We start from the raw sequence: 21,117 nt of genomic DNA, 5'->3' as shown, positions 1-21,117 counted from the left end.
GGGCCCCTTCTTATCGCTTTACGTAGAAGAAGGGGCCCTTCTTAACACGTCAGGTCAGAACCCGCGCATCTCGATGACGCGGGTCGTGGGCGCGGCGGTGCCGAGTTCGGCGCGCAGTGCGAGGCGGTCCGGGTCGGCCAGGGCGGCCTCGTATCCGGCCCGGGAGGCGAACCGGATCGTGTGCACCTCGGTGGCCCCGTCGGTGCTGTAGAGGCGCTGGTCGACGCTGCCGCCGTGGCGGTGCAGCAGGCCCAGCACCGCGTCCTCGTACTCCCGCCCGGCGTCGAAGTGGCCTGCGGCCATCTCCACCACGGCCACCAGGAACATTTCCACGTCGTCGATCGTCACGCGCGGCAGTATCGCACTGCTTCCCCGCCCCGTAAGCCACCGCGCCACACTCTGAGCGCCACATCGACGATCCGTGATGCACCGTGACCGGCGCCAGGCAGTGATCTAGTCACCCTGGCACCCCGTTCCAGCCGACTTTCTGCCCGAAACAGCTGATCACAGCCGCCCTCCGCCCTCGAGATCGCCGGTCCAGGTCATAACCCGGGCTAGAACACCGCCTTCAGACCGCGAACGGCGATCTTCGCCACCGCCGACCGCGCCAACCCCGCCGACGCCGCGAAGCCTGGCTACTACGGCCTGGTGGCGCAGCGGATGGCGGCGAAGCTGCCGGACACCCATCTGGACAACGTCTCCGACCAGCTGCTGTCGGTCATAAGGAGACCGGCGTGCTGGGGCGGGTGTTCGCGTTGCTGCCGCACGCGCCGTTCCTGCTGGTCAAGAGCGACCGCCCGCGGGTGACCGCGCTGGTCGGCTCGCTGATCTGGGCGATGACCCTGACCGCCTTCTTCGAGATCGTCTTCCCACCCTCTGAGCCTGGTCCGGCCGAGAGCGGGTGAGTTGCCGGGCAGTCGGGCGTACCTTGAACCGCCATACCCCCGATCGCCCGGCAACTCAGATGATCTACAACCCGGTCAGCGCCAGAGCCAGACCTGGTTGGACTGGGGGCCGGCGCCGCAGGCCCACAGGATGGTGCGGGTGCCGTTGACCGTGCCCCACGCGTCGGCGTCCAGGCACTTGCCCGAGGCCGGGTTCACCAGGTTGCCGTTCGCCTGGAAGATCCACTGCTGGGCGGAGTTGTTGAGGCAGGTCCACAGGCGGACCTCGGCCCCGTCGGCGGTGCTGGCACCCGCGACGTCGAGGCACTTGCCGGAGTTCGGGTTGACCAGGGTGTTGCCGACCCGCTGCCACAGCTGCGCCGGGTTGTTCAGGCAGTCCCACAGCTGGGTCTTGGTGCCGTCGGCGGTACGCCCGCCGGACACGTCCAGGCACCGCCCCGACACCGGGTTGACGATCGGCCGGGCGCCGCTGCTGCCTCCCCTGATCAGGAACAGGTTGTCGGCGACGTTGAAGTTGTTCGCCAGGTACGACCCCGACGCCGGGTTGGTGCTGTAGTAGTCGTCGTGGTTGCAGTCCAGCCGCTGCTCGTGCGACTGGTTGCCGCACACGTACCGCATCGGCGGGTGGTACGGGTCGTCGGAGTAGCACATGACGTCGTACTCGTCGGTGCAGTGGGCGCCGCCGGAGGCATTGGGCGCGTTGTTGTTGACCGCGCCCAGGTTGTGGCCGAGTTCGTGGCTGGCCACGGCCGAGGTCCAGCAGCCGTTGTCGGACCGGCCGTACTCGGGGCCGAAGTTGGAGCGGTTGTCGTCGGTCTTGCGGGTGTCCCCGGCGAAGCCGCCGATGCCGCAGTACACGTTGGCCTCGGTCAGCATCACGTACTTGCGGTCGGTGCGGTTGTAGCCCGCCGCCTTCACTGCGTTGACGCTGGCCCCGAACTCGCCCAGCGACGACTGCGCGACCCGGACGTCGCGGACGACGGGGCGGCAGGCGCCGTTGACGTTCTCGGTGACGAAGCGGATGTGCCGCTCGCCGCCGGTCTCGCGGGCGCTCTCGTTGTAGATGACGTCCATGCCCTCGGCCAGGGTCCGGAACGTCTCCAGGTACTGGCCGTAGCGGCTGGTGTCGCCGTGCACGTACAGCACCTCGACGCGGCGGCCGGAGACGCCGTCGCCCTCGCAGACCGCGAGCGCGGCCGGTGCCGCGAGCGCGGTGGTCGGGGCGATGCTGCGCTTGACCGACAGCTGCGCGGGCGGGGCGTCGGGGCCGTGGCTGCACATGACGGGCAGCACCGCCGTGACGCGGAAGCCGCCGACGCAGACGCCGGACTTGTCGGCGGCCAGGCCCTGGTGGACCAGGCCGCGGGCGGGGTCGTCGGCGGGCATGGAGATCGCGCGGGCGTCGGCGCCGAAGGCGTGGAACTCGGGTTCGGGCGCGGCGGGACGGGCCGTGGCCGAACCGGACAGGGCCGTGGACAGCAGCAGCGCGGCGGCGGCCGCGGGCAGCAGCCACCGGGCGCGGGCGGGTGTCGACAGAGCCATGGGCGTTGGCTCCTCTCGGGAGTGGATGGAATCCGCAAGCTATCCATCCACTTCCGACACAGTCGACAGTTTTCGATACTTGAAGGCGTCCCCTCCGGGGTCGACGTCAGCCCTCGGGGTCGAGCAGGCGCCGCGCGGACCGGACCACGGCCTCGTCGACCAGGCGCCCGCGCGCGTCCAGGCAGACGCCGCTGCCCTCGCGCAGCGCCTGGTCGTGGCGGCTGACGAGGTCGCGGGCGGCGTCAAGTTCCGCCTCGGTCGGGGTGAACACCTCGTGCACCACGGGCAGCTGCGCCGGATGGATGCAGGCCCGGCCCCGGAAGCCGAGCCGCTTGAGGGCGAGGGTGGATTCGCGCAGCGCGTCCAGGTCGCGGAAGTCGGTGCTGACCGGGGCGACGGGCGGGGCGATCCCGGCGGCGGCGCAGGCCAGCACGGCGTGCGAGCGGACCCACAGCAGCTCGCGCCCGTCCGGGCCGGGGGTGACGCCGAGGTCGGCGGCGAGATCGGCCTCCCCGAGCTGGAGCCGGGCCACGCGCGGGGCGCGGGCGATCGCCGGTGCGGCCAGCACGGCCGCGGCCGACTCCAGCAGCGGTACGATCCGGACCGCGCCCTCGGCCAGACCGCGCTCCGCCTCCACCGCGCTCAGCAGCCGGTCGAGTTCGAGCAGCTCGGCGGCCGACTCGGTCTTGGCGACGCAGAGCCCGGCCAGGTGCGGCCCGACCACGGCGGCGGCGTCGGTGTGGCCGAGCGCGCCGGGGTTGATCCGGACCCAGATCCGGGGCTGCGCCGAGCCTGCCGCGAGGAACTCGGCGACGCCGGCGCGGGCGGCGTCCTTGCCCGCCGGGGGTACGGCGTCCTCCAGGTCCACGATCAGCGCGTCCGCGCCGGTGGTGCGCGCCTTGGCCAGCTTGGCCGGGCTGTCGCCCGGCACGTACAGGTAGGACCGCAAGTCCTCACAGCTCCCTGGTGAAGGCGGGCAGCGCCCGGCCGTCGGGCAGTGGCAGCCAGGTCAGCACGACCGGCTGGTCGCACCGCGGTTCGAAGTCGCCGACCAGCCGGGTCAGCAGGATCGGCCCGTCGACCAGGCGTACCCGGGCGAGGGTGTAGGGCACGGCGACGTCGGGCGCGGGCGCGCGATGGACCACCGTGTACGAGTCGACGATCCCGCGCCGCCCCGCCGCGCCCAGCTCCAGCTCGTCGCCGCCGCAGCCGGTGCAGAGCAGCCGGGGCGGCAGCTGCGCCAGCCCGCAGACGCCGCAGCGCTGCACGGCCAGCCGCCGCTGCCGGGTCAGCTCCCACCAGGGTTCGGTGACCTCGTCGACGGGGATCTCGGTATCGATGCTCACGCAGCCTCCAGGATGACGGTCGCATGGCTGGACCCGATGCCGCCGGTGCCGTGCACCAGCGCCGTGCGGGCGCCGGGGATCTGCCGCGGCCCGCACCCGCCGCGCAGCTGGCGTACCGCCTCGATCACCAGCAGCACCCCGAGCTGCCCGGGGTGGCCGTAGGACAGCCCGCCGCCGGTGGTGTTGACCGGCGTCCCGGCCCAGGCCGCGCCGCTGCCGGGCGGGCAGAAGCCGAGCTGCTCCAGCCCGAGCGGGACGCTGACGGTGAACGAGTCGTTCAGCTGGATGAGGTCCACGTCGGCGGGCTCGCGCCGGGCGTGGGCGAACGCGCGCGCCCCGGAGGCGGCGACGCCGGTGGTGAGCAGGTCCTCGGGGGTGGCCATGGCGGCGTGGGTGACGGCTTCGCCGTAGCCGAGCACGGCCACGGGCGGGTGCGGCAGGTGCCGGGCGCGGTCGAGGGAGGTCAGCACGATCGCGCCGCCGCCGTCGGTGACCAGGCAGCAGTCGAGGGTGCCCAGCGGGCTGGAGACCAGGGGCGCGGCCAGCACGTCGTCGACGGTCAGCGGTCCGGCGCCGTGGCGGAACGCGGCCGGGTTGGCCAGCGCCCGGGCGCGGGCGGCGACGGCGACCCGGGCCAGGTCACCGCGGTCCAGCCCGTACGTGTGCAGGTAGCGCCGGGCGGTCATGGCGTAGTACGACAGCGGCCACAGCGGCAGGTAGGGCTGCTCGAACTGGGCCTCGGGGGTGCCCCGGTCGTAGCCGCCGCCGAGCCGGCGCGAGCGGGCGCTGCGCTGGTCGGAGGCGTACGCGAGGACGGCCACGGCGCACTGCCCGGCCTCGATCGCCTGGACGGCGCGGGCGACGTACCGTTCGAACACGGCGGCTCCGGCGTCGGCCGAGTCGGTCCAGGACGGGCACAGGCCGAGCTGGTCGGCCAGCTGGGTGGCCGGGAGGCGGCTGGTGGTGGCCAGGCCGTCGACGTCGCACAGGCGCAGCCCGGCGTCGTCGAGCGCGCGGCGGACGGCCTGGGCGAGCAGGTGCTGCGCCGACCGGCCGGTGTGCCCGAGGTCGCACTCGGCGGCGCCGACCACGGCGACGGTCATCGCCGCACCCGGGCGGGGTCCTCGTAGTATCGGCCGAGCATGGGGCGACGCTAGCCAGGCGCGAACCAGCCCGTCAAGAGCTTGTTTCTCACAGCGAACCAGTGTTTCCATATCGCGATGGGACCGCATACGCACGGCTGGTGGATCGTGCTCCACCTCGTCCTCTTCGTCTTCTGGCTCGGCGGCGACCTGGGGGTCTTCTGGTCGAGCCGGTTCGTGCTCCGCCCGGACCTGCCCCCGGCCGCCCGCGCCACCGCCCTGAAGATCATGGGCGGGCTGGACCTCGGCCCGAAGATCTGCCTCGTCCTGTTCCTGCCCAGCGGCGTGACGCTGATGGCGCTGGAGCCGCACGGCGCGCAGGTCTTCGGCATGAACCCGTTCCCCTGGCCCGCCGTGGTCGCGGTGTGGCTGCTGGCGGCGGGCTGGCTGGCCGCGACCATCACCGACCACCACCACCCCGGCCGCCGCCCGTGGGTACGCCGGGCCGACTGGACCATCCGGCTGACGCTGATCACGGCCCTGGCCGCGATCGCGCTCTACACGCTGTTCGCCGACAAGCCGTTCGGCGTGGACACCAACCCCCGCTGGCTGGGCGCCAAGCTGCTGCTCTACACCGTCGCGATCGCGTGCGGGCTGGGCATCCGGCTGACCCTGCGCCCGTTCGGGGCCGCGTTCGGAGCGCTGATGAAGACGGGCTCGACGCCCGAGGTGGAGAAGGCGCTCAAGCGCAGCATCGACGGCTGCCTGCCGTACGTGTGGGGAATCTGGGGAAGTGTGCTGCTGGCGGCGGCCCTGGGGGTGCTGAAGCCGTTCGCGCAGTTGTGACGGCGTTGACGAGGGCGGTCTATGGACTCCACTATGTCTCTCAATGCGAAACGTTGTTTCGCTGAGAGAAACGGAGGTTCCTGTGACACCTCGTCTCCACCGCCGCGGACTGCTGCGGGCCGCGGCGGTCGCGGCCGCCGCGGCCCTGGCGGCCATGGCGGTCCCCGCCCCGGCCCAGGCGGCGTACTCGACCGTCAGCAGCTACACGACCAGCGTCAACGGCGACGCCGCTGACGTGTACCACCCGGTCACCGGGTCCGCGCACAGCCCGTGGCCGGTGGCGCTGCTGCTGCAGGGCGCCAACGTGGACAAGTCCGCCTACCGCGGCTTCGCCACCAAGGTCGCCTCGTACGGCTTCGTGGTCGTGGTCCCGAACCACTACCAGGTGCTGTTCGGCCAGCCCGGCCTGTACGCCACCGGCGCCCAGGCCACCTGGACCGTCGGCTGGGCCGCGGCCGAGAACGCCAACGCGGCCTCGCCGCTGCTCGGCGCGATCGACCCGCAGACCCTGGTGCTGCTCGGGCACTCGTTCGGCGGCGCGGCGGGGCTCAACCTGAGCACCGGGTTGTGCACCCCGCCGTTCTGCATGGCGCCGCTGCCGACGCCGCCGCAGCTCAAGGCGGCGGCGTTCTACGGCACCAACAACACCGTGCCGCAGACCGGGCAGACCCCGCCGGTCGCGAACACGGTGCCGATCGCCCTGGTGCAGGGCAGCCTCGACGGCATCGGCAGCCCCGCCAACGGGTACGCCACGTACCAGGTCGTCACCACCCCGCCGAAGCTGTACGTGAGCCTGCTCGGCGCCAACCACTACGGCATCACCGACGCGCAGAACCCGGCCGGAGCCCGCCCCGAGACCTCGGCGCAGACCCTGGACCAGGCGACGAGTGTCGAGACCGCGGCGCGCTGGAGCGCGCTGTGGCTGCGGGCCCAGCTCGGCGACCCTGTCGGCCAGGCCTGGGTCTACAGCGTGGGCGACTTCTTCGACGCCAACGCCACGGCCGAGTCCGTGCACTGACGCGCCACCCCGGTTCCCGGCCCGGCGCTATCGGGCCGGGAACACCCGCATCGACCCTCCCCCATCCGGTCAACCCAATGTGGATGATCGGCAGCTAGTTGTCCGGCCGATCGACTGGAACGCCGTCGATGGACCGGGCTACGCTCCCGCTCATGTTCGTGGATGGCCTGGCGAGCCTCGCCGCAGAAACCCCCGACCTGAGCATGGCCCTGGCAGTGGAGGACTTCGTCCCCACCCTGCTGGCCTTCCTCGGCTACCTCTTCGTCGCCCCGTCGACGCTGGGGCGGATCGGGGCGGTGCTGATGGGCGCGGGCGGCCTGGCCAAGTCCACCTGGAAGCTGCTGCACGCCGGCTACTCGATCGACATCCCGGTCCTGGCCGACCTGCTGTTCCCGCTGCTGGCCGCGGGCGGGGTGCTGCTGGCGATCTCGCTGCACCGGGCGCTGCGCTGGTCCTGGTGGCCGCTGGCGGTCGCCGGGCTGGCCGCCGCCGGGCTGGCGGTCAAGCAGCAGTCGGTGCAGCCCGCGTTCATCGCGGCCACCGCGTTCGTCATCTGGATCAGCGTCGTCGGCGCGGTCTGGGCCTGGCGCAACGGCGAGGCGCTGGCGGCCGCGCTGTTCCCGATCAGCGTGCTGGCGGTGCTGGCACTGGTGCCGCTGCGCAACCACCCGGCCAGCGACGCACTGGCGTTCCAGTGGGTGCAGCAGGGCGTGAACACCATGGCCCAGCTGATCTTCTTCGTGGCGGGCCTGCTCACCTTCCGGGCGGTGCGCCGCGGTGGCGGCGACTTCCCGGCCGCGCACCAGGGCGACCAGCCCGCCTGGGGCATGCCGGAGCGCACCACCGCGCGCCACCGCACGCGCTGAGTCAGGCTCAGCCCGCGTAGCCCAGCTGCGCCGAGATCCGCCCGGCGGCGTCCAGCAGCGACTGGACCGTCTCGCCCTGCTCGGGCTTGAACCGGGCCGACGGCCCGGCGACGCTCAGCACCGCCACCACGTGGCCGTCGTGGTCGAAGATCGGCGCCGCGATCGAGGCCGCCCCGGCCTGGCGCTCACCCAGCGAGGTGGCGTAGCCGCGCTTGCGGATCGCGGTCAGCTCCTTGCGCAGCTTGGCCGGCTCGGTGAGGGTCTTGTCGGTCAGCTGCTGCAGCGGGTGCCGGTCCAGGTAGGAGTCGATCTCGACCTCGGGCAGGAAGGCCAGGAACGCCTTGGACGAGCCGCCCGCGTGCAGCGGGTACGGGATGCCGAGGGTGACCTCCATCCGCAGCTCCTGATCGGGCACGACCTGGTCGACGTAGAGGCGGGTGTCGCCGCGGCGCAGCGACAGCGTGGCCGTCTCGCCGGTCTGCTCGGCCAGCTGCCGCAGCTCAGGTGCGGCCATCGCGCGCAGGTCGGTGCGGGCGAGGTAGGCGCGGCCCAGCGCCACGGCGGCGTGGCCGAGGGCGTACCGGCGGGTGACCGGGTCGACGGTGATGAGGTCGCGGCTGCGCAGCGCGGTAAGGATGCGGTGCACCGCCGCCTTGGTCAGGTTCAGCGCGGTCGCGATCTCGGTCACGCCGAGGTCGGGTTGGCCGCTGCGGCCGAAGTACAGCAGCACGTCCATGGCCCGCTCGACGGCGGCGATGGAGCGTGACTGGCTGTCGTCGTCGGTGGCGTGATTCGCCTTCGCTGCGGCGCTGGTCGACACGGGCCCTCCTGTTCGGCGTGGACGTGCGCCAGTCTAGAGCCGATCACCGCCACCACACAGACACCGGCTCGGCCGTTGACACGACACCTGCCAAGTCGTTACCTTCACGGCAACGGCGTTTCCTGATGCGAAACAAGGGCAGGTGCAGTGGTGGACAGTGCGCAGCTGCGTTCCGTGCTCAGCCAGTGGCCGAGCGGCGTGGCCATCGTGACCACCGTGACCGCGGACGCCGACGGATCGCTGCGGCCGCACGGCATGACCGCGAGCTCATTCTCCTCGGTCAGCCTCGATCCGCCACTGGTCTCCGTCTGCCTGGGCAACCACCTGCCCACCCGGGCCATGATCGCATCATCGGGCGTCTTCGCGCTCAGCTTCCTGGGCAAGGACCAGGCCGAGATCGGCCGCCGCTTCGCCGGACAGGTCCCCGGGCTGGCCGACCGCTTCGCCGGAGCCGAGTGGGTCACCGGCCCGACCGGCTCCCCGATGCTCGCCCACGCCACCGGCCGGCTCGACTGCACCGTCGAGCACGCCTACCCCGGCGGCGACCACACCATCTTCGTGGGCCGGGTGCGCGAGGCCGCCGTCGACCGGGTCACCGCCCCGCTGCTGTTCCACTCGCGCAGCTGGGGCCAGCTGGCCGACCCGCTGCCCGACGAGATCACCATCACCGTCCTGGACGGCGCCGACGGCATCGGGGCGCAGGTGATCGTCCGCGACCCGGGCGACCTGGCCGCCGTGCGGGACCTGTCCGCCGCCGTGCCGGTGCGCGCCTACGTCGCCGACGCCTTCGCCCCCGACCGGGAGGCCGTGGTGCTGGCCACCCTCGACGCGCTGGCCGGGCTGCCCGATGTGGCGGTCGGCTGCGCCGAGGACGCGGCCGCCTCGCCGCTGCAGGTGCGCCGGGTGCTGCAGGACGCGGTCGTGCGGGTGCGCCCGGCCGCCCTGCACGTACGGCTGCGCGCCCACCACGGACTGGGACTGGTCAACGCGCTGGTGGCGATGAAGAGCGGCGTACGCCGCTTCGACGCCGTACGCGATCCGGCCTCCGGCGGCCTGCCCGCCGACGACCTGCTGCTGCTGGCCCGCCAACTCGGCGTGGCCTGCGCCGAACCGGCCTGAACATCCACAAGGGAGAAAGAGCATGGCTGACCCGCTCACCGGCGAACGCCTCGTCGACGACATGACCGAGGCCGAGCGCGACCGCGCCCAGCGGGTGGAGGCGGTGCTGCCCGCACTGCGCGCCGCGGCCGCCAAGGCCGACGCGGCCGGGGAGTTCCCCGCCGGGCACGTGGACCTGCTGCGCGAGGCGGGCCTGCTCGGCCTGGTCGTGCCCACGGAGTACGGCGGCCTCGGCGGCGGCCTGCGCGACCTGGCCGCGGCCACCTTCGCCATGGGCACCGCCTGCCCGTCGACCGCGCTGGCGTTCTTCTTCCACAACACCAGCGCCTCGCGCGGCCTGCTGCCGCTGGAGGCGGTCGAGGCGGGCCTGTTCGACGAGGCCGACGTGCCGACCGTGCGCGCCTTCGCCGAGCTGGTGCTGCGCCGCATGGCCGGCGGCACCTGGCTGGCCAACTTCGCCAGCGAGTCGGTCAAGAGCGCCAGCGCCAACATCGCGATCTCCACCACCGCCCGGCCCGCCCAGCGCGACGGCGTCGACGGCTGGCTGATCAGCGGTGAGAAGTCGTTCGGCTGCGCCACCGGCGTCGCGGACACGTACCTGGTCACCGCGCGGGTGGACGGCACCGACACGGCCGCCGGGCTGGCCCTGTTCCTGGTGCCGCGCACGGCTGAGGGCGTGGCGTCGCGCCCGTCCTGGGACGGGCTGGGCATGCGCGGCTCGGCCAACCACGGCATCGTGCTCACCGACGTGTGGGTGCCCGCGACCGAGGCGCTGACCGTGCCGGGCGCGTTCGTGAAGATGCTGCAGTGCAGCCGGGGCAGCTTCGTCGGCAACCAGCTGGCCATCACCGCCGTGTACGTCGGCTGCGCCCAGGGCGTCTACGACGAGACCCTGTCCCGGCTGACCGCCAAGACGTTCGCCGACACCGGCCGCCCCATCGCCGAGTCCCCGATGCACCAGGTGATCATCGGTGACATGACCGAGAACCTGGAGACGGCGTACCTGTGGCTGCGCCGCCAGCTGCTGCTGGAGACCTCCGAGCCCCCGCTGGCGAGCAAGTCCGACGTCTACCGGCAGTGGCGGCTGGCCAAGGGGTCGATCTGCGAGGCCGCGTTCGCGGTGGCGGTCGGCGCGTTCAAGGCGTCGGGCACCTCCGGGGCGACCCTGCACGGCACCATGGGCCGGGCCCTGCGCGACCTGGCCATGGGCCTGGTCATGACGTTCCCGCCGGAGCGCGGGCGGCTGGAGGCGGCCTCGATGGTCACCGCCGACCGGTCCAACGAGCTGTTCGCGAGCGTGCCCAAGTGAGCGCGGTGACCCCGCAGCCCGTGTCGGACCTGGTCGACGGCGAGTGGCGGACCTGCACCGAGCAGCTCGGCTTCGCGCTGGAGGAGCCGGCGACCGGGCGGGTGCTCGGTACCGCGACCGGCACCGCCGCCGACCGGGTCGACGCGGCGATCGCGGCGGCCGCCGCGGTGCACGAGTCCGGGGCGTGGTCGGGCCTGTCGGCCGAGTCGCGGGCCCGGCTGCTGGACTCGGCCGCCGATCAGATCGGGCACGACGCCGAGGCGATCAGCGCGGTGGAGTCGTACGCGACCGGCGTGCCGGTCCGGCAGACCGCGATGCTCGGGGTGATCCTGTCCGGGGCGTTCCGGCTGGCCGCCGCGCAGCTGCGCGAGGGCTGGCTGACCAGCGCGGTGCCGCGCGAGGACGGGCGTATCGCGTACGTGGAGCGGCTGCCCTGGGGACCGGCCGCCTGCCTGGTGCCGTGGAACGCGCCCGCACCGATGGCGGCGCACAAGATCGCGAACGCGCTGGCGGCGGGCTGCCCGGTGGTCGTCAAGCCCAGCGAGTACGCCCCGTACGGCACGCAGCTGCTGGTGGCGGCGGTCGAGCGGGCGCTGGCCGCGGCCGACGTACCCGGCGGGGTGCTCCAGCTCGTGCAAGGCGACGCGGCCACCGGGGCGCGCCTGGTCGGCGATCCGCGCATCCGGGCGGTGTCGTTCACCGGCGGGCTGTCCGGCGGCCGGGCCGTCGCGGCGGCCTGCGCGTACGACATCAAGCCCGTGCAACTCGAACTCGGCGGCAACAACCCCCTGGTCGTGCTGCCCGACGCGGACACCGAGTCGGCCGCCCGCGCCGCCGCCGACCTGCTGACCACCCTCAACGGCCAGTGGTGCCGGGCGCTGGGCCGCCTCATCGTGCCCGCCGACCGCGCCGACGAGATCGTCGCGGCGGTCCTGGCCCGCCTGGGCGACCTGCGCGTCGGCGACCCGCTCGACCCGGCGACCGACTACGGCCCGCTGGTGCACTCCGGCCACCTGGCCCGGGTCACCGCCGCCCGCGACACCCTGGTCGCCCACGGCGGCCGCGCGCACACCGCGCTGCCGGTCCCGGACGGGGGCAACTTCCTCAGCCCGACCCTGGTCACCGGCGTCGACCCGGCGCACACCACGCACGAGATCTTCGGCCCGGTCGCGGCGGTGCACACCTACCGCACCACCGACGAGGCGGTCGCGCTGGCCAACGGCACGCCGTACGGGCTGGAGGCGTACGTGTGCGGCGCGGACGAGGACACGGCACTGGCCGTGGCGCGCCGGCTGCGCGCGGGCGAGGTGAAGGTCAACGGCTCCAGCATCATGAGCCTGCACCTGTTCACCCCGCGCCCGGCCTGGGGCCTGTCCGGCTACTCCGAGGAGGGCACCGCCGAGACGCTGCGGTTCTTCACCAATCCGCGCGTCGTCGGCGTCGAGGGCGGCTTCGCGCTGCACGGCCGCCCGTGACCGCCGCCGCGCTGCGGGCCCTGCTCGCCGCCGGGCAGGTCACGCACCTGCCCGGCGTATACGACGCCCCCACCGCCGCCCTGGCCGTGCGGGCCGGCCACCGGGCCGCGCACCTGTCCGGGGCGGCCTGCGCCGCCCTGGACCTGGGCCTGCCCGACCTCGGCTACGTCCACGGCACGCACCTGGCCGCACGGGCCGCGCGCCTGGTCCCGGCGCTGCGCGGGGCACCGCTGCTGGCCGACGCCGACACCGGCTACGGCGACGCGCTGCAGGCGGTGTGGACCGCCCGCGCCTACACCGCCGCCGGGGTCGCCGGGCTGCACCTGGAGGACCAGCTCCAGCCGAAGCGCTGCGGCCACCTCGCGGGCAAGGAACTGGTCCCCGCCGACACCGCCGCCCGCAAGGTACGCGCCGTCGCGGCCGAGGGCGGCGGCATCGTCGTGGTGGCGCGCACCGACGCGTACACGGTGACCGGCCTGGATGACGCGGTCGACCGCGCGGCCCGCTACGCCGCCGCCGGAGCCGACGCCGTCTTCCTGGAGGGCGTCACCGACCTAGACGAACTGGCCCGCGCGCACGCGGCCCTGCCGGGCGTCCCCATGGTGGTCAACCGTTCCGAGGCCGGATCCACGAGCGGCTGGCCCGGCGACGACGAGCTGGCCGCCGTCGGGGTGCGGCTGGTGCTGCACCCGGTCGCGCCGCTGCTCGCCGCGCTGGACGCCGCCGCCCGCGCCTACGCCGCCATCGGCGCGCACGGCCGCGCCGACGGCGTCGACCGGATGGCGTGGGCCGACTTCACCAAGCTGGTCGGACAGGACGAAGCCCTCGAACTGGATGCGAGGTATGCAGCATGACCCGCGTGATCGTCGCCGGTGCCGGGCCGGTCGGGCTGACCGCCGCCCTGGCCCTGTCCCGGCACGGCCTGGACGTCACCGTCCTGGAGGCCGGGCCCGACCTGGCCGCCGAGTCGCGCGCCTCCACGTTCCACCCGCCCACCCTGGAGATGCTGGCCGAGCTGGGCGTGGTCGACGAGGTGCTGGCACGCGGGCTGACCGCGCCGACGTTCGCCTACCGCGACCGCGCCGCCGGGCACATCGCGACCCTGAACCTGGCCGTCCTGGCACAGGACACGGCCTACCCGTACCGGGTGCAGCTGGAGCAGTCGAAGCTGACCCCGATCCTGCGCGAGCACCTGGCCCGGCGCGGGGTCCAGATCCGGTTCGACAGCCGGGTCACCGGCGCGAGCAGCGACGAGACCGGGGTGGGCGTGCACGTCGCCGACGGCTCCGCCGTACGCGGTGACTGGCTGGTCGCCGCCGACGGGGCGCACTCGGCGGTGCGGCGCGCGCTCCAGACGCCCTTCGAGGGCATCACCTACCCGGAGCGGTTCCTGGTGGCGTCCACTTCGGAGGAGCTGACCGGCTGGCTGGACGGGCTGGCGGCGGTCAACTACGTGTTCGACCCGGTCGACTGGTCGGTGCTGCTGCGTACGCCCGACCACTGGCGGGTGCTGCTGCCGACCCCGGACGACTCCCCCGACGAGGCCGAGCTGGCCCGGCTGGACGGCCGCCTGCGGCAGATCCACGACCCGGGCCGCCCCTGGCAGGTGGCGCACGCCAGCATCTACCGGGTGCACCAGCGGGTCGCCGCGTCGTTCCGGGTGGGGCGGGTGCTGCTGGCCGGGGACGCCGCGCACGTCAACAACCCGCTCGGCGGGCTCGGCATGAACTCCGGCATCCACGACGCGATCGCGTACGCCGACGCCCTGGCCGCCGGCGATCCTGACACCGCCACCGCGCAGGCGGCCGACCGGCGGCGACGTGTCGCGCTGGAGTTCACCCAGGCCGTGTCGCACCGCAACTACGAGCGCCTCAGCGCCACCGACCCGGCCGCCCGCGCCGCCCACCTGGACCAGCTCCGCGCCACCGCCGCCGACCCCGCCCGCACCCGTGCCTACCTGCTGCGCGCCTGCATGATCGAGTCCCTCCGCCCGGTGACCCCATGACCCCGCCCCCGCCCGCGCCCGCGCTTCAAGATCGGTTCAAGTTGCCGGGCAATCGGGCCGATCGGGGGCCAAGATACGCCCAGTTGCCCGGCAACTTGAGCGATCTTGACGGGGCGCGGCGCGCGTGGCGGACGGGGAGGGCGGGATGAGCGAGCGGGTCAGCCGGTACAACCCGGCCAGGGTGCGGGAGCTGGTCGGGTCGGTGCCGGTCAGTGGGGCGGAGCAGGTCGACGCGGTGGTAGGGGCCGCCGACGCCGCCCGACACGGCTGGGCTGGCACCGGTCCACTCGAACGGGCGGCGCTGCTGCGTACCGCCGCCGAGGCGGTCGAACCGCAGCTGGACACGCTCGCGGAGCTGCTGGCGCGCGAGTCGGGCAAGGTGCGGGGCGACTGCCGGGGCGAGCTCGGGTTCGCGCTGACGTACCTGCGCTGGGTCGCCGACCGGGCCCCGGCGGTGCTCGCCGACACCGAGACCGACGACGCGGCGGGCCGGCTGCTGCTGACCCGCCGCCCGTACGGCGTGGTCGCCGCGATCACCCCGTGGAACGCCCCGATCATCCTGTCGCTGCTGAAGATCGCGCCGGCGCTGGCGGCGGGCAACACCGTCGTGGTGAAGCCGTCGCCGCTGGCACCGCTGGCCGTCGACCGGGTGGTACGGCTGCTGGCGGGCGCGCTGCCCACCGACGTGCTTCACGTCGTGCACGGCGACGCGGCGGCGGGCGCGGCCCTGGTCGGGCACCCGCTGGTGCGCAAGGTGGCGTTCACCGGCGGCGAGCAGACCGCGCGGGCGGTCGCGGCGGCGGCGGGCACCACCCCGACCGTGCTGGAGCTGGGCGGCAACGATCCGGTGCTGCTGCTCGACGACGCGGACCTGTCGCCGGAACCGATGCGGCGCCTGGTCATGGCCTCGTTCGCCACCAGCGGGCAGGTGTGCATGGCCGCCAAGCGGCTGTACGTGCCGCGCGCGCGGTACGACGAGTTCGTGGACGCGTACCTGCGCGCCGCCGAGGAGGTGCTGTGCCTGGGCGATCCGCTGGCCGAGGGGGTCAGCATGGGTCCGGTGATCACCGCCGAGGCCGCCGCCCGGGTGACCGCGCTGGTGGACGGGGCCGTGGCCCGGGGCGGGACAGCGCTCGCGCTGGGCCGGGTGCATCCGGGCACGGAGCTTTCGGGCGGCCACTTCGTGGCGCCGACGCTGCTGGTCGGGGTGGGCGACGACGATCCGGTCGTGGTGTCCGAGCAGTTCGGGCCGACGGTGCCGCTGCTGGTGCACGACGGTGAGGACGACCTGGTCGCCCGCGCCAACGCCGACGAGCTGGGGCTGGGCGCCTCGGTATGGTCGGCGGACGAGGAGCGGGCGTTCCGCGTGGCGAAACGGCTCGAGGCCGGGTTCGTCTTCGTGAACACGCACAACCGCACCGGCATGGCGCTGCGGGCGCCGTTCGGCGGGGTGAAGCGCTCCGGCCACGGCCGCGAGTACGGCGAGGCCGGCATCGCCGAGTACGCCCAGCTGTGCTCGGTGCACGCGCCGGCGGCGTTCCGGCCGGGCGGGCAGGGCGCGAGCGCGACGGCATACCCGACCGCGTGACCGTGGACATTCCCGCAGAATACGTGCCCTGAACTGCCCGTATGTGGCTGAACGGATGATTTGGAAATCGCCCTAATCGCCATCAAGTTGGCTATACGGTCGAGCAATGCGGAAACCAGTACTTCGCGGCATGATTGCCGCATCAGTCTCCATCGGGGTCAGCACCATGGCGGCGGTCGTCATGCTCGGCCCAGGCGGGGCGGCGCTGGCCAGCCCCACCAACCCGACCGCCGCGGCCCTCGGCTTCAACGTGTTCGTCGACGAGAACGCCGACCTCACCAGCAACGAGATCGAGGGCCCGCTGGCCCTGGGCGGCAACCTGCGCATCGGCGGACCGTTCCAGGTCGCGGGCAGCAGTCCGGGCACCTTCATCGCCCCGGGCGACGGTACGCACCCCAGCGCGCTGGTCATCGGCGGGGCCATCAACTGGCTCACCAGCGCACCCGGCGCGATCCTGGCGGTGAACAACAACAACGCCTACGCCAAGCTCGGCGACGTCACCGGCTCCCAGGTCCTCAACGTCGACTCCAACAACGCCCCCGGCAACACCCACATCGTGCCCGTGAACACCCCCTACGAGGGCACGCCGCGGGTCGAGCTGCGGCTGACCCAGCCGGTCACCTCGGTGCTCCAGTCGGTCATCGACTTCGCCGCCGCCTTCACCGACTTCCGCAACAGCTCGACCGCGCTGGCGGGGTGCACCAACAACGTCATCCTGACCAACGCCAACGGCGTGCCGCTGTCGCGGCCGATCGCGCCGCTCACCCAGGCCTACATCACCCTCGCCCCGAACACCACGAACGTGCTCAACCTGACCGGGGTGGAGCTGGACAACCTCGTCTCGCTGACGTTCAACAACAGCCCGACGGCCACCCAGCCGCTGCTGGTCAACGTGGACACCTCGGCGGACAACACCTACGTCTTCGACGTGCCGAACCAGGCGGGCATCGGCATCGGCCAGGCGCCGTTCATCCTGTGGAACTTCCCCACGGCCTCGTCGATCACCATGCCGTCGACCGCGGCCACCCTGGAGGGCACTCTCTACGCGCCCAACGCCGACCTGATCGACCTGTCCCCGAACAACATCGAGGGCCAGGTCATCACCGAGAGCATCACCATGGGCGGTCCGAACGCCAACGGCGGCGAGGTCCACTACGCCCCGTTCACCGCTACGCTGAACTGCGTGGCGACCTCGCCGACCCCGTCGGTCAGCCCGTCGACCTCGGTGAGCCCGTCGCCCAGTGCCTCGCCCTCGACCAGCCCGTCGCCGAGCGCGTCGCCCTCGACCAGTCCGTCGCCGAGCGCGTCGCCTTCCACCAGCCCGTCGCCGAGCATGTCGCCTTCGCGCAGCCCGTCGGCGTCGCCGACCGTGCGGCCGTCGCGGTCGCCCTACGGTCGCCCGTACCCGCCGCGTCCCTGACCTGGAGGAACGTCTGGTCCCGCAGCCCGGCCACCCGGCCGGGCTGCGGGGCCGTCTCAGCTGGTGTAGTCGACCACCGTGCGCGCGGCCAGGCGCGGGCGCAGCCACTGCGCCAGCTCCAGGTGCGCCGGGTGCGCCTGGTATCCGGCCAGCCCGGCGGCGTCGGCATGGGTGCTGACCATGCACAGGTGCGCCGAGACCGCGGTGTGCAGCTCGTCGAGGTGCACGGTCAGTGAGGAAATCTCGGGAACCGCGCCCACCAGGCCTTCCAAAAGATCCTTGGCCTTGGCAGCATCGGCTGCGTCGGTGAACGTCATCAGCACCACGTGGGTCAGCATCACGACCTCCGGTCAACCACTGTTGCAAACGCCTCCGCGAGTGTAGTTTCGGGAAACAGCGTTTCGCTAGGGGAACCGGAGACACCACATATGGCTCCAGTACGGGTCGCCGCGGTGCAGCTCGCCGCAGGCCAGGACGTCGAGGCCAACCTGGCCGCCTGTCTGCGCCTGATCGACGACGCGGCCGCGCAGGGTGCGCAACTGATCGTCCTGCCCGAGTTCTGCAACCACCTTTCCTACTACGCCGACCGCGCGCAGGCGCACCGCCTCGCCACCCGGCCCGGCGACCCGTTCCTGACCGCGGTCGCCGACCGGGCCCGGCAGCACGGCGTACACGTGAAGATAAACGTCACGCACGCCCACGCCGACGGCCGCACCGGCGGCACCAACTTCCTGTTCGGCCCCGACGGCGGACTGCTCGGCCAGTGCGACAAGCAGACCCTGATGGGTGCCGAGAACGACCACCTGGATACGGCCACCGAGGTCGGCCCGATCATCGACACCCCGCTGGGGCGGCTGGGCATGTACGCCTGCATGGAGGGCGTGCTCAACGAGGTGGCCCGGGGCCTGGCCCTGCGCGGCGCGCAGGTGCTGCTCAACAGCCTCAACTCGTTCGCCACCGACGAGGCGAGCCTGCACATCCCGGTGCGCGCCGCCGAGAACAAGGTGTGGGTCGTCGCCGCGAACAAGATCGGCCCGCTGCTGCCCGAGGAGCACCTGCCGCGGCTGAGCGCCGCGCTGGGCGTGCCCGCGCAGTGGCTGCACGGGGCCGGGGAGAGCCAGATCGTCGCCCCGGACGGCACGGTGGTGGCGCGCGGGCCGCGCACCGGCGAGGCCGTCGTGATCGCCGACATCGACCCGGACCTGGCCGACGACAAGCGCCGTCCGGACGGGACCGACATCCTGGCCAGCCGCCGCCCCGAGCTGTACGCCCCGATCGCGTACCCGCCGACCGGCCGGCTGCGCCCCGCGGGCGCGGCCACGCTGCCGGTCGCGGTGGTGCGCGGCGACGCCGCGACCGTGTCCCGCGAGACCGCCCTGGCCGCGGCCGGCGGTGCGCAGCTGGTCGTGGTCGCCGACGCCGACCCGCAGCTGCTGGCCGCCGCCCTGGACGGCACCGCCGCCCACGCGGTGACCCGCGCCGCGGACGGGTCGACGGTGCTGGTGAACGCGGCCGGGCCGGTCGCCGCGCAGCAGCCGCTGCACGGCGAGGACGCCGACACCGAGGGCCCGCTCATGGTGGACCTGCCCTGGGGGCGCCTCGCGCTGGTCGCCGGGGCCGACTCGTTCTACCCCGAGGTGTTCCGGCTGGCCGCGCTGGCCGACGCCGACGTGGTCGCGGTGCCGTTCACCGCGGCCGAGAGCTGGGAGCTCAGCCTGGGCCTGCCCGAGCGGGCGGCCGAGAACCGGCTCAACGTCATCGCCGCCGCACCGCTGGACCAGGACAGCGCGGTCTTCGCGATGTCGCCCGACTTCACGCTGTGGACCAACTGGCAGGGGCCGTTCACCGGCCGGATCAGCCACCCCGTGGTCACCACCGTCCCCGCCGGGCAGCCGTCCGGCCGGGCCGAGGTGGCTCCCGCGCAGGCCGCCAACCGGCTCGTCTCGCGCAACACCGATCTCGTCGACGGCCGCCCGTGGCGGCTGCTCCAAGCACTAACAGAAAGGTAGGCCGGTGGCCGAGACCCTCCGCCACGTCGAGGACATGGTCGACAACTCCCCCGTCGTCGACGTCCACGAGACGTTCCACCAGTGGCAGCAGCTGCTCGCCGAGCTCAAGGCGAAGATCGACGCCCGGTTCGAGCTGAAGCGCGACCCGTCGACGCTGGCCCTGGAGTCGTACGGGACCTATCCCGACGGCCCCGGCGGCTCGCTGGCCGCCTACAGCGGCCCCGAGGTCGACTGGATGGTGCACTCGTGGCTGGGCAACCCCAGCGCGAGCTTCGCCAACCTGCACCTGACCGTCTGGCTCGGCCCGCAGGTCAAGGTGCCCCACCTGGGCCTGGCCCTGCTGGTATGGCCCGAAGGCTGGTTCTACCTCGACTCCGTGCCCCGGGTGAACCTGATCGAGGACGGCGAGTACTACGACGAGTACTACGCGCCGCTGGACGCGGACTGGCTGGCCCACCGGCAGGACCCCGAGTTCGAGTACTTCGTCTCGCGGGCGGGCTTCATCCGGGCCAGCCTCAGCCCGACGGCGTACTGCTACTCGTTCGGGCGCAGCGAGCGCAACATCGACGTCGTCCGCAAGCTGACCCACGAGCACGTGGACCGCTGGCTGGGCTGGGTCGACAACGCGCCGCCGGTGCCGGAGTCCGAGCGCGCCGCGCTCGCCGAGACCGACCTGCGGATGCGGCGCAACATCGCCGAGCGCGACCCGGCCAACGTGATGGGCGTGCGCTTCTTCGGCCAGGAGACCACCGACCGCCTGGTGCGCGGCCTGTGGGGCGGGGACCGGGAACTGGAGCGGCCGCGATGATCCGCTCGGTGTGGTGGGCCGCGACGATCCCCGGCCACGAGGCCCCGTTCGACACGGCCCACCTGCGCGTCTACTACCCGGCCGCGCCGGACGGCAGCGACCGGGAGCGGCTGTCGGGCGTGATGGCCGCCGACCCGGCCGGGGCGCCGTTCCCGGTGGCGGTGATCGTGTCCGGCGTGAACGTCGGGCAGGAGGCGTACCGCTGGCTGGCCACCCGGCTGGCCGAGCGCGGCATCGTCGCGGTCACCTACGACTGGGTCGGCACCCTGTTCGGGGGCCTGCACGGCATCACACCGGGCGTGGACCTGGACGCGGCCCGGCCCGACGGCTACGGCAAGCGGCCGACCTGCCCGTCGCTGCGGCCGGTGCTCGACGCGCTGGCGTCGATGACCGGCCCGGTGGCCGGGCTGCTGGACCTGGACCGGGTGGCCCTGATCGGCCACTCGGCGGGCGGCACGGTCGCGCTGCAGTCGGCGAGCTTCGTGCCGGAGGTCAAGGCGGTCGCGACGTACGGTGCGCACAACATGGTCGCCACGATGCTCGGCTGGCCGGCCGGTACGGTGCTGCCCGCGCAGGCGGACTGCCCGGTGCTGCTGGTCGGCGGCACCAACGACGGGGTCATCAACGGCTCCGCCGACCGGTACGGCGAGGACGCGGCCGCCCGGCGCGACCCGATCACGCGCACGTTCGACGAGGCGCTGCCCGACCGCGACGGCGCCAACGCGCTGATCCGCCTGGCCGGGGCCAACCACTTCGCGATCGTGGACCCGGTCGACCACACCGCCGCGCGGGCGTTCCTGGACCAGGCCCCCGACGGCGACCCGGCCGCGCACCGGGCGCTGCTCGCCGACCTGCTGGCCGTCTTCTGCCGGATGCACCTGAGCGGTGACCCGGCGTCGTTCACCGAGTGGGACAAGCTCACCGCCCACCACGGCGTCGCATCGATCCAGCGGAGGTAG

The 21,117-nt window shown here is 73.4% G+C and carries 21 protein-coding genes; 14 read left to right on the top strand and 7 right to left on the bottom strand.

From position 1 onward, the window contains the following. Nucleotides 1-54: 54 nt before the first annotated feature. Nucleotides 55-348, bottom strand: coding sequence for a hypothetical protein (locus tag QEZ54_RS19085; protein WP_281306006.1), 294 nt, complete (start codon nucleotides 346-348; stop codon nucleotides 55-57). Between the two features lie 386 nt (nucleotides 349-734). Between QEZ54_RS19085 and QEZ54_RS19080 the strand changes: the two genes are divergently transcribed. Beyond that, nucleotides 735-905 (top strand): hypothetical protein, encoded by a 171-nt coding sequence (locus tag QEZ54_RS19080; protein ID WP_281306005.1) that lies wholly within the window; start codon nucleotides 735-737, stop codon nucleotides 903-905. Between the two features lie 75 nt (nucleotides 906-980). On the opposite strand, the gene QEZ54_RS19075 is transcribed toward QEZ54_RS19080, so the two are convergent. The 4 genes from QEZ54_RS19075 to QEZ54_RS19060 form a co-directional block, all read right to left on the bottom strand. Beyond that, the gene (locus tag QEZ54_RS19075) at nucleotides 981-2,447 is read right to left on the bottom strand and encodes an RICIN domain-containing protein (RefSeq protein WP_281306004.1); all 1,467 of its coding nucleotides are present in this window, start codon (nucleotides 2,445-2,447) and stop codon (nucleotides 981-983) included. A gap of 106 nt (nucleotides 2,448-2,553) precedes the next feature. Continuing rightward, nucleotides 2,554-3,396 (bottom strand): CoA ester lyase, encoded by an 843-nt coding sequence (locus tag QEZ54_RS19070; RefSeq protein WP_281306003.1) that lies wholly within the window; start codon nucleotides 3,394-3,396, stop codon nucleotides 2,554-2,556. Nucleotides 3,397-3,400: 4 nt separating this feature from the next. Further along, nucleotides 3,401-3,793 (bottom strand): OB-fold domain-containing protein, encoded by a 393-nt coding sequence (locus tag QEZ54_RS19065; RefSeq protein WP_281306002.1) that lies wholly within the window; start codon nucleotides 3,791-3,793, stop codon nucleotides 3,401-3,403. Next, nucleotides 3,790-4,896, bottom strand: a complete 1,107-nt coding sequence (locus QEZ54_RS19060) for a thiolase (protein ID WP_281306001.1) — start codon at nucleotides 4,894-4,896, stop codon at nucleotides 3,790-3,792. The genes QEZ54_RS19065 and QEZ54_RS19060 overlap by 4 nt, the downstream gene beginning before the upstream one ends. Before the next feature lie 117 nt (nucleotides 4,897-5,013). Here QEZ54_RS19060 and QEZ54_RS19055 point away from each other — a divergent pair, with 117 nt between their 5' ends. From QEZ54_RS19055 to QEZ54_RS19045, 3 genes are all read left to right on the top strand, one after another. Beyond that, nucleotides 5,014-5,721, top strand: coding sequence for a hypothetical protein (locus tag QEZ54_RS19055; RefSeq protein WP_281306000.1), 708 nt, complete (start codon nucleotides 5,014-5,016; stop codon nucleotides 5,719-5,721). A gap of 82 nt (nucleotides 5,722-5,803) precedes the next feature. After that, complete coding sequence (locus tag QEZ54_RS19050; RefSeq protein ID WP_281305999.1) at nucleotides 5,804-6,739, top strand: hypothetical protein; 936 nt, start codon at nucleotides 5,804-5,806, stop codon at nucleotides 6,737-6,739. Nucleotides 6,740-6,891: 152 nt separating this feature from the next. Beyond that, nucleotides 6,892-7,605, top strand: coding sequence for a hypothetical protein (locus QEZ54_RS19045; protein WP_281305998.1), 714 nt, complete (start codon nucleotides 6,892-6,894; stop codon nucleotides 7,603-7,605). A gap of 7 nt (nucleotides 7,606-7,612) precedes the next feature. Here QEZ54_RS19045 and QEZ54_RS19040 read toward each other — a convergent pair whose 3' ends face one another. Further along, complete coding sequence (locus tag QEZ54_RS19040) at nucleotides 7,613-8,425, bottom strand: IclR family transcriptional regulator (RefSeq protein WP_281305997.1); 813 nt, start codon at nucleotides 8,423-8,425, stop codon at nucleotides 7,613-7,615. A gap of 150 nt (nucleotides 8,426-8,575) precedes the next feature. Between QEZ54_RS19040 and QEZ54_RS19035 the strand changes: the two genes are divergently transcribed. From QEZ54_RS19035 to QEZ54_RS19005, 7 genes are all read left to right on the top strand, one after another. Further along, nucleotides 8,576-9,544 (top strand): flavin reductase, encoded by a 969-nt coding sequence (locus tag QEZ54_RS19035; RefSeq protein ID WP_281305996.1) that lies wholly within the window; start codon nucleotides 8,576-8,578, stop codon nucleotides 9,542-9,544. Nucleotides 9,545-9,566: 22 nt separating this feature from the next. Beyond that, the gene (locus tag QEZ54_RS19030) at nucleotides 9,567-10,853 is read left to right on the top strand and encodes an acyl-CoA dehydrogenase family protein (RefSeq protein ID WP_281305995.1); all 1,287 of its coding nucleotides are present in this window, start codon (nucleotides 9,567-9,569) and stop codon (nucleotides 10,851-10,853) included. Continuing rightward, nucleotides 10,850-12,328 (top strand): aldehyde dehydrogenase family protein, encoded by a 1,479-nt coding sequence (locus QEZ54_RS19025; RefSeq protein WP_281305994.1) that lies wholly within the window; start codon nucleotides 10,850-10,852, stop codon nucleotides 12,326-12,328. Before QEZ54_RS19030 ends, QEZ54_RS19025 begins: the two co-directional genes overlap by 4 nt. After that, nucleotides 12,325-13,182, top strand: a complete 858-nt coding sequence (locus QEZ54_RS19020; protein ID WP_281305993.1) for an isocitrate lyase/PEP mutase family protein — start codon at nucleotides 12,325-12,327, stop codon at nucleotides 13,180-13,182. The genes QEZ54_RS19025 and QEZ54_RS19020 overlap by 4 nt, the downstream gene beginning before the upstream one ends. Next, entirely contained in the window at nucleotides 13,179-14,333 is a 1,155-nt protein-coding gene (locus QEZ54_RS19015) for an NAD(P)/FAD-dependent oxidoreductase (RefSeq protein WP_281305992.1), read from the top strand. Before QEZ54_RS19020 ends, QEZ54_RS19015 begins: the two co-directional genes overlap by 4 nt. 145 nt (nucleotides 14,334-14,478) lie before the next feature. Further along, complete coding sequence (locus QEZ54_RS19010) at nucleotides 14,479-15,921, top strand: aldehyde dehydrogenase family protein (RefSeq protein WP_281305991.1); 1,443 nt, start codon at nucleotides 14,479-14,481, stop codon at nucleotides 15,919-15,921. A gap of 130 nt (nucleotides 15,922-16,051) precedes the next feature. Then, nucleotides 16,052-17,341 (top strand): choice-of-anchor A family protein, encoded by a 1,290-nt coding sequence (locus QEZ54_RS19005; protein WP_281305990.1) that lies wholly within the window; start codon nucleotides 16,052-16,054, stop codon nucleotides 17,339-17,341. Nucleotides 17,342-17,397: 56 nt separating this feature from the next. Here QEZ54_RS19005 and QEZ54_RS19000 read toward each other — a convergent pair whose 3' ends face one another. Then, entirely contained in the window at nucleotides 17,398-17,679 is a 282-nt protein-coding gene (locus QEZ54_RS19000) for a Dabb family protein (protein ID WP_281305989.1), read from the bottom strand. Between the two features lie 90 nt (nucleotides 17,680-17,769). Here QEZ54_RS19000 and QEZ54_RS18995 point away from each other — a divergent pair, with 90 nt between their 5' ends. From QEZ54_RS18995 to QEZ54_RS18985, 3 genes are read left to right on the top strand one after another with little or no spacing between them, the layout of a single operon-like run. Next, complete coding sequence (locus QEZ54_RS18995) at nucleotides 17,770-19,350, top strand: carbon-nitrogen hydrolase family protein (RefSeq protein ID WP_281305988.1); 1,581 nt, start codon at nucleotides 17,770-17,772, stop codon at nucleotides 19,348-19,350. Between the two features lie 4 nt (nucleotides 19,351-19,354). Then, nucleotides 19,355-20,158, top strand: coding sequence for an oxidoreductase (locus QEZ54_RS18990; RefSeq protein ID WP_281305987.1), 804 nt, complete (start codon nucleotides 19,355-19,357; stop codon nucleotides 20,156-20,158). Further along, nucleotides 20,155-21,117 carry a dienelactone hydrolase family protein gene (locus QEZ54_RS18985; protein WP_281305986.1) on the top strand — a complete coding sequence of 321 codons (963 nt, stop codon included), beginning with the start codon at nucleotides 20,155-20,157 and terminating at the stop codon, nucleotides 21,115-21,117. Before QEZ54_RS18990 ends, QEZ54_RS18985 begins: the two co-directional genes overlap by 4 nt.

The organism is Catellatospora sp. KI3 (assembly GCF_029948125.1).
Classification (GTDB): Bacteria; Actinomycetota; Actinomycetes; order Mycobacteriales; family Micromonosporaceae; genus Catellatospora.
This window is presented reverse-complemented; position numbering and strand designations above follow the sequence as displayed.

Bases quoted from the DNA above. Each gene is read 5' to 3' on its own strand.
- QEZ54_RS19060 (WP_281306001.1), bottom strand. From the start codon at position 4,896: ATGACCGTCGCCGTGGTCGGCGCCGCCGAGTGCGACCTCGGGCACACC.
- QEZ54_RS19000 (WP_281305989.1), bottom strand. From the start codon at position 17,679: ATGCTGACCCACGTGGTGCTGATGACGTTCACCGACGCAGCCGATGCT.
- QEZ54_RS19055 (WP_281306000.1), top strand. From the start codon at position 5,014: ATGGGACCGCATACGCACGGCTGGTGGATCGTGCTCCACCTCGTCCTC.
- QEZ54_RS19030 (WP_281305995.1), top strand. From the start codon at position 9,567: ATGGCTGACCCGCTCACCGGCGAACGCCTCGTCGACGACATGACCGAG.
- QEZ54_RS18995 (WP_281305988.1), top strand. From the start codon at position 17,770: ATGGCTCCAGTACGGGTCGCCGCGGTGCAGCTCGCCGCAGGCCAGGAC.
- QEZ54_RS19005 (WP_281305990.1), top strand. From the start codon at position 16,052: ATGATTGCCGCATCAGTCTCCATCGGGGTCAGCACCATGGCGGCGGTC.
- QEZ54_RS18985 (WP_281305986.1), top strand. From the start codon at position 20,155: ATGATCCGCTCGGTGTGGTGGGCCGCGACGATCCCCGGCCACGAGGCC.
- QEZ54_RS19075 (WP_281306004.1), bottom strand. From the start codon at position 2,447: ATGGCTCTGTCGACACCCGCCCGCGCCCGGTGGCTGCTGCCCGCGGCC.
- QEZ54_RS19045 (WP_281305998.1), top strand. From the start codon at position 6,892: ATGTTCGTGGATGGCCTGGCGAGCCTCGCCGCAGAAACCCCCGACCTG.
- QEZ54_RS19010 (WP_281305991.1), top strand. From the start codon at position 14,479: ATGAGCGAGCGGGTCAGCCGGTACAACCCGGCCAGGGTGCGGGAGCTG.
- QEZ54_RS19015 (WP_281305992.1), top strand. From the start codon at position 13,179: ATGACCCGCGTGATCGTCGCCGGTGCCGGGCCGGTCGGGCTGACCGCC.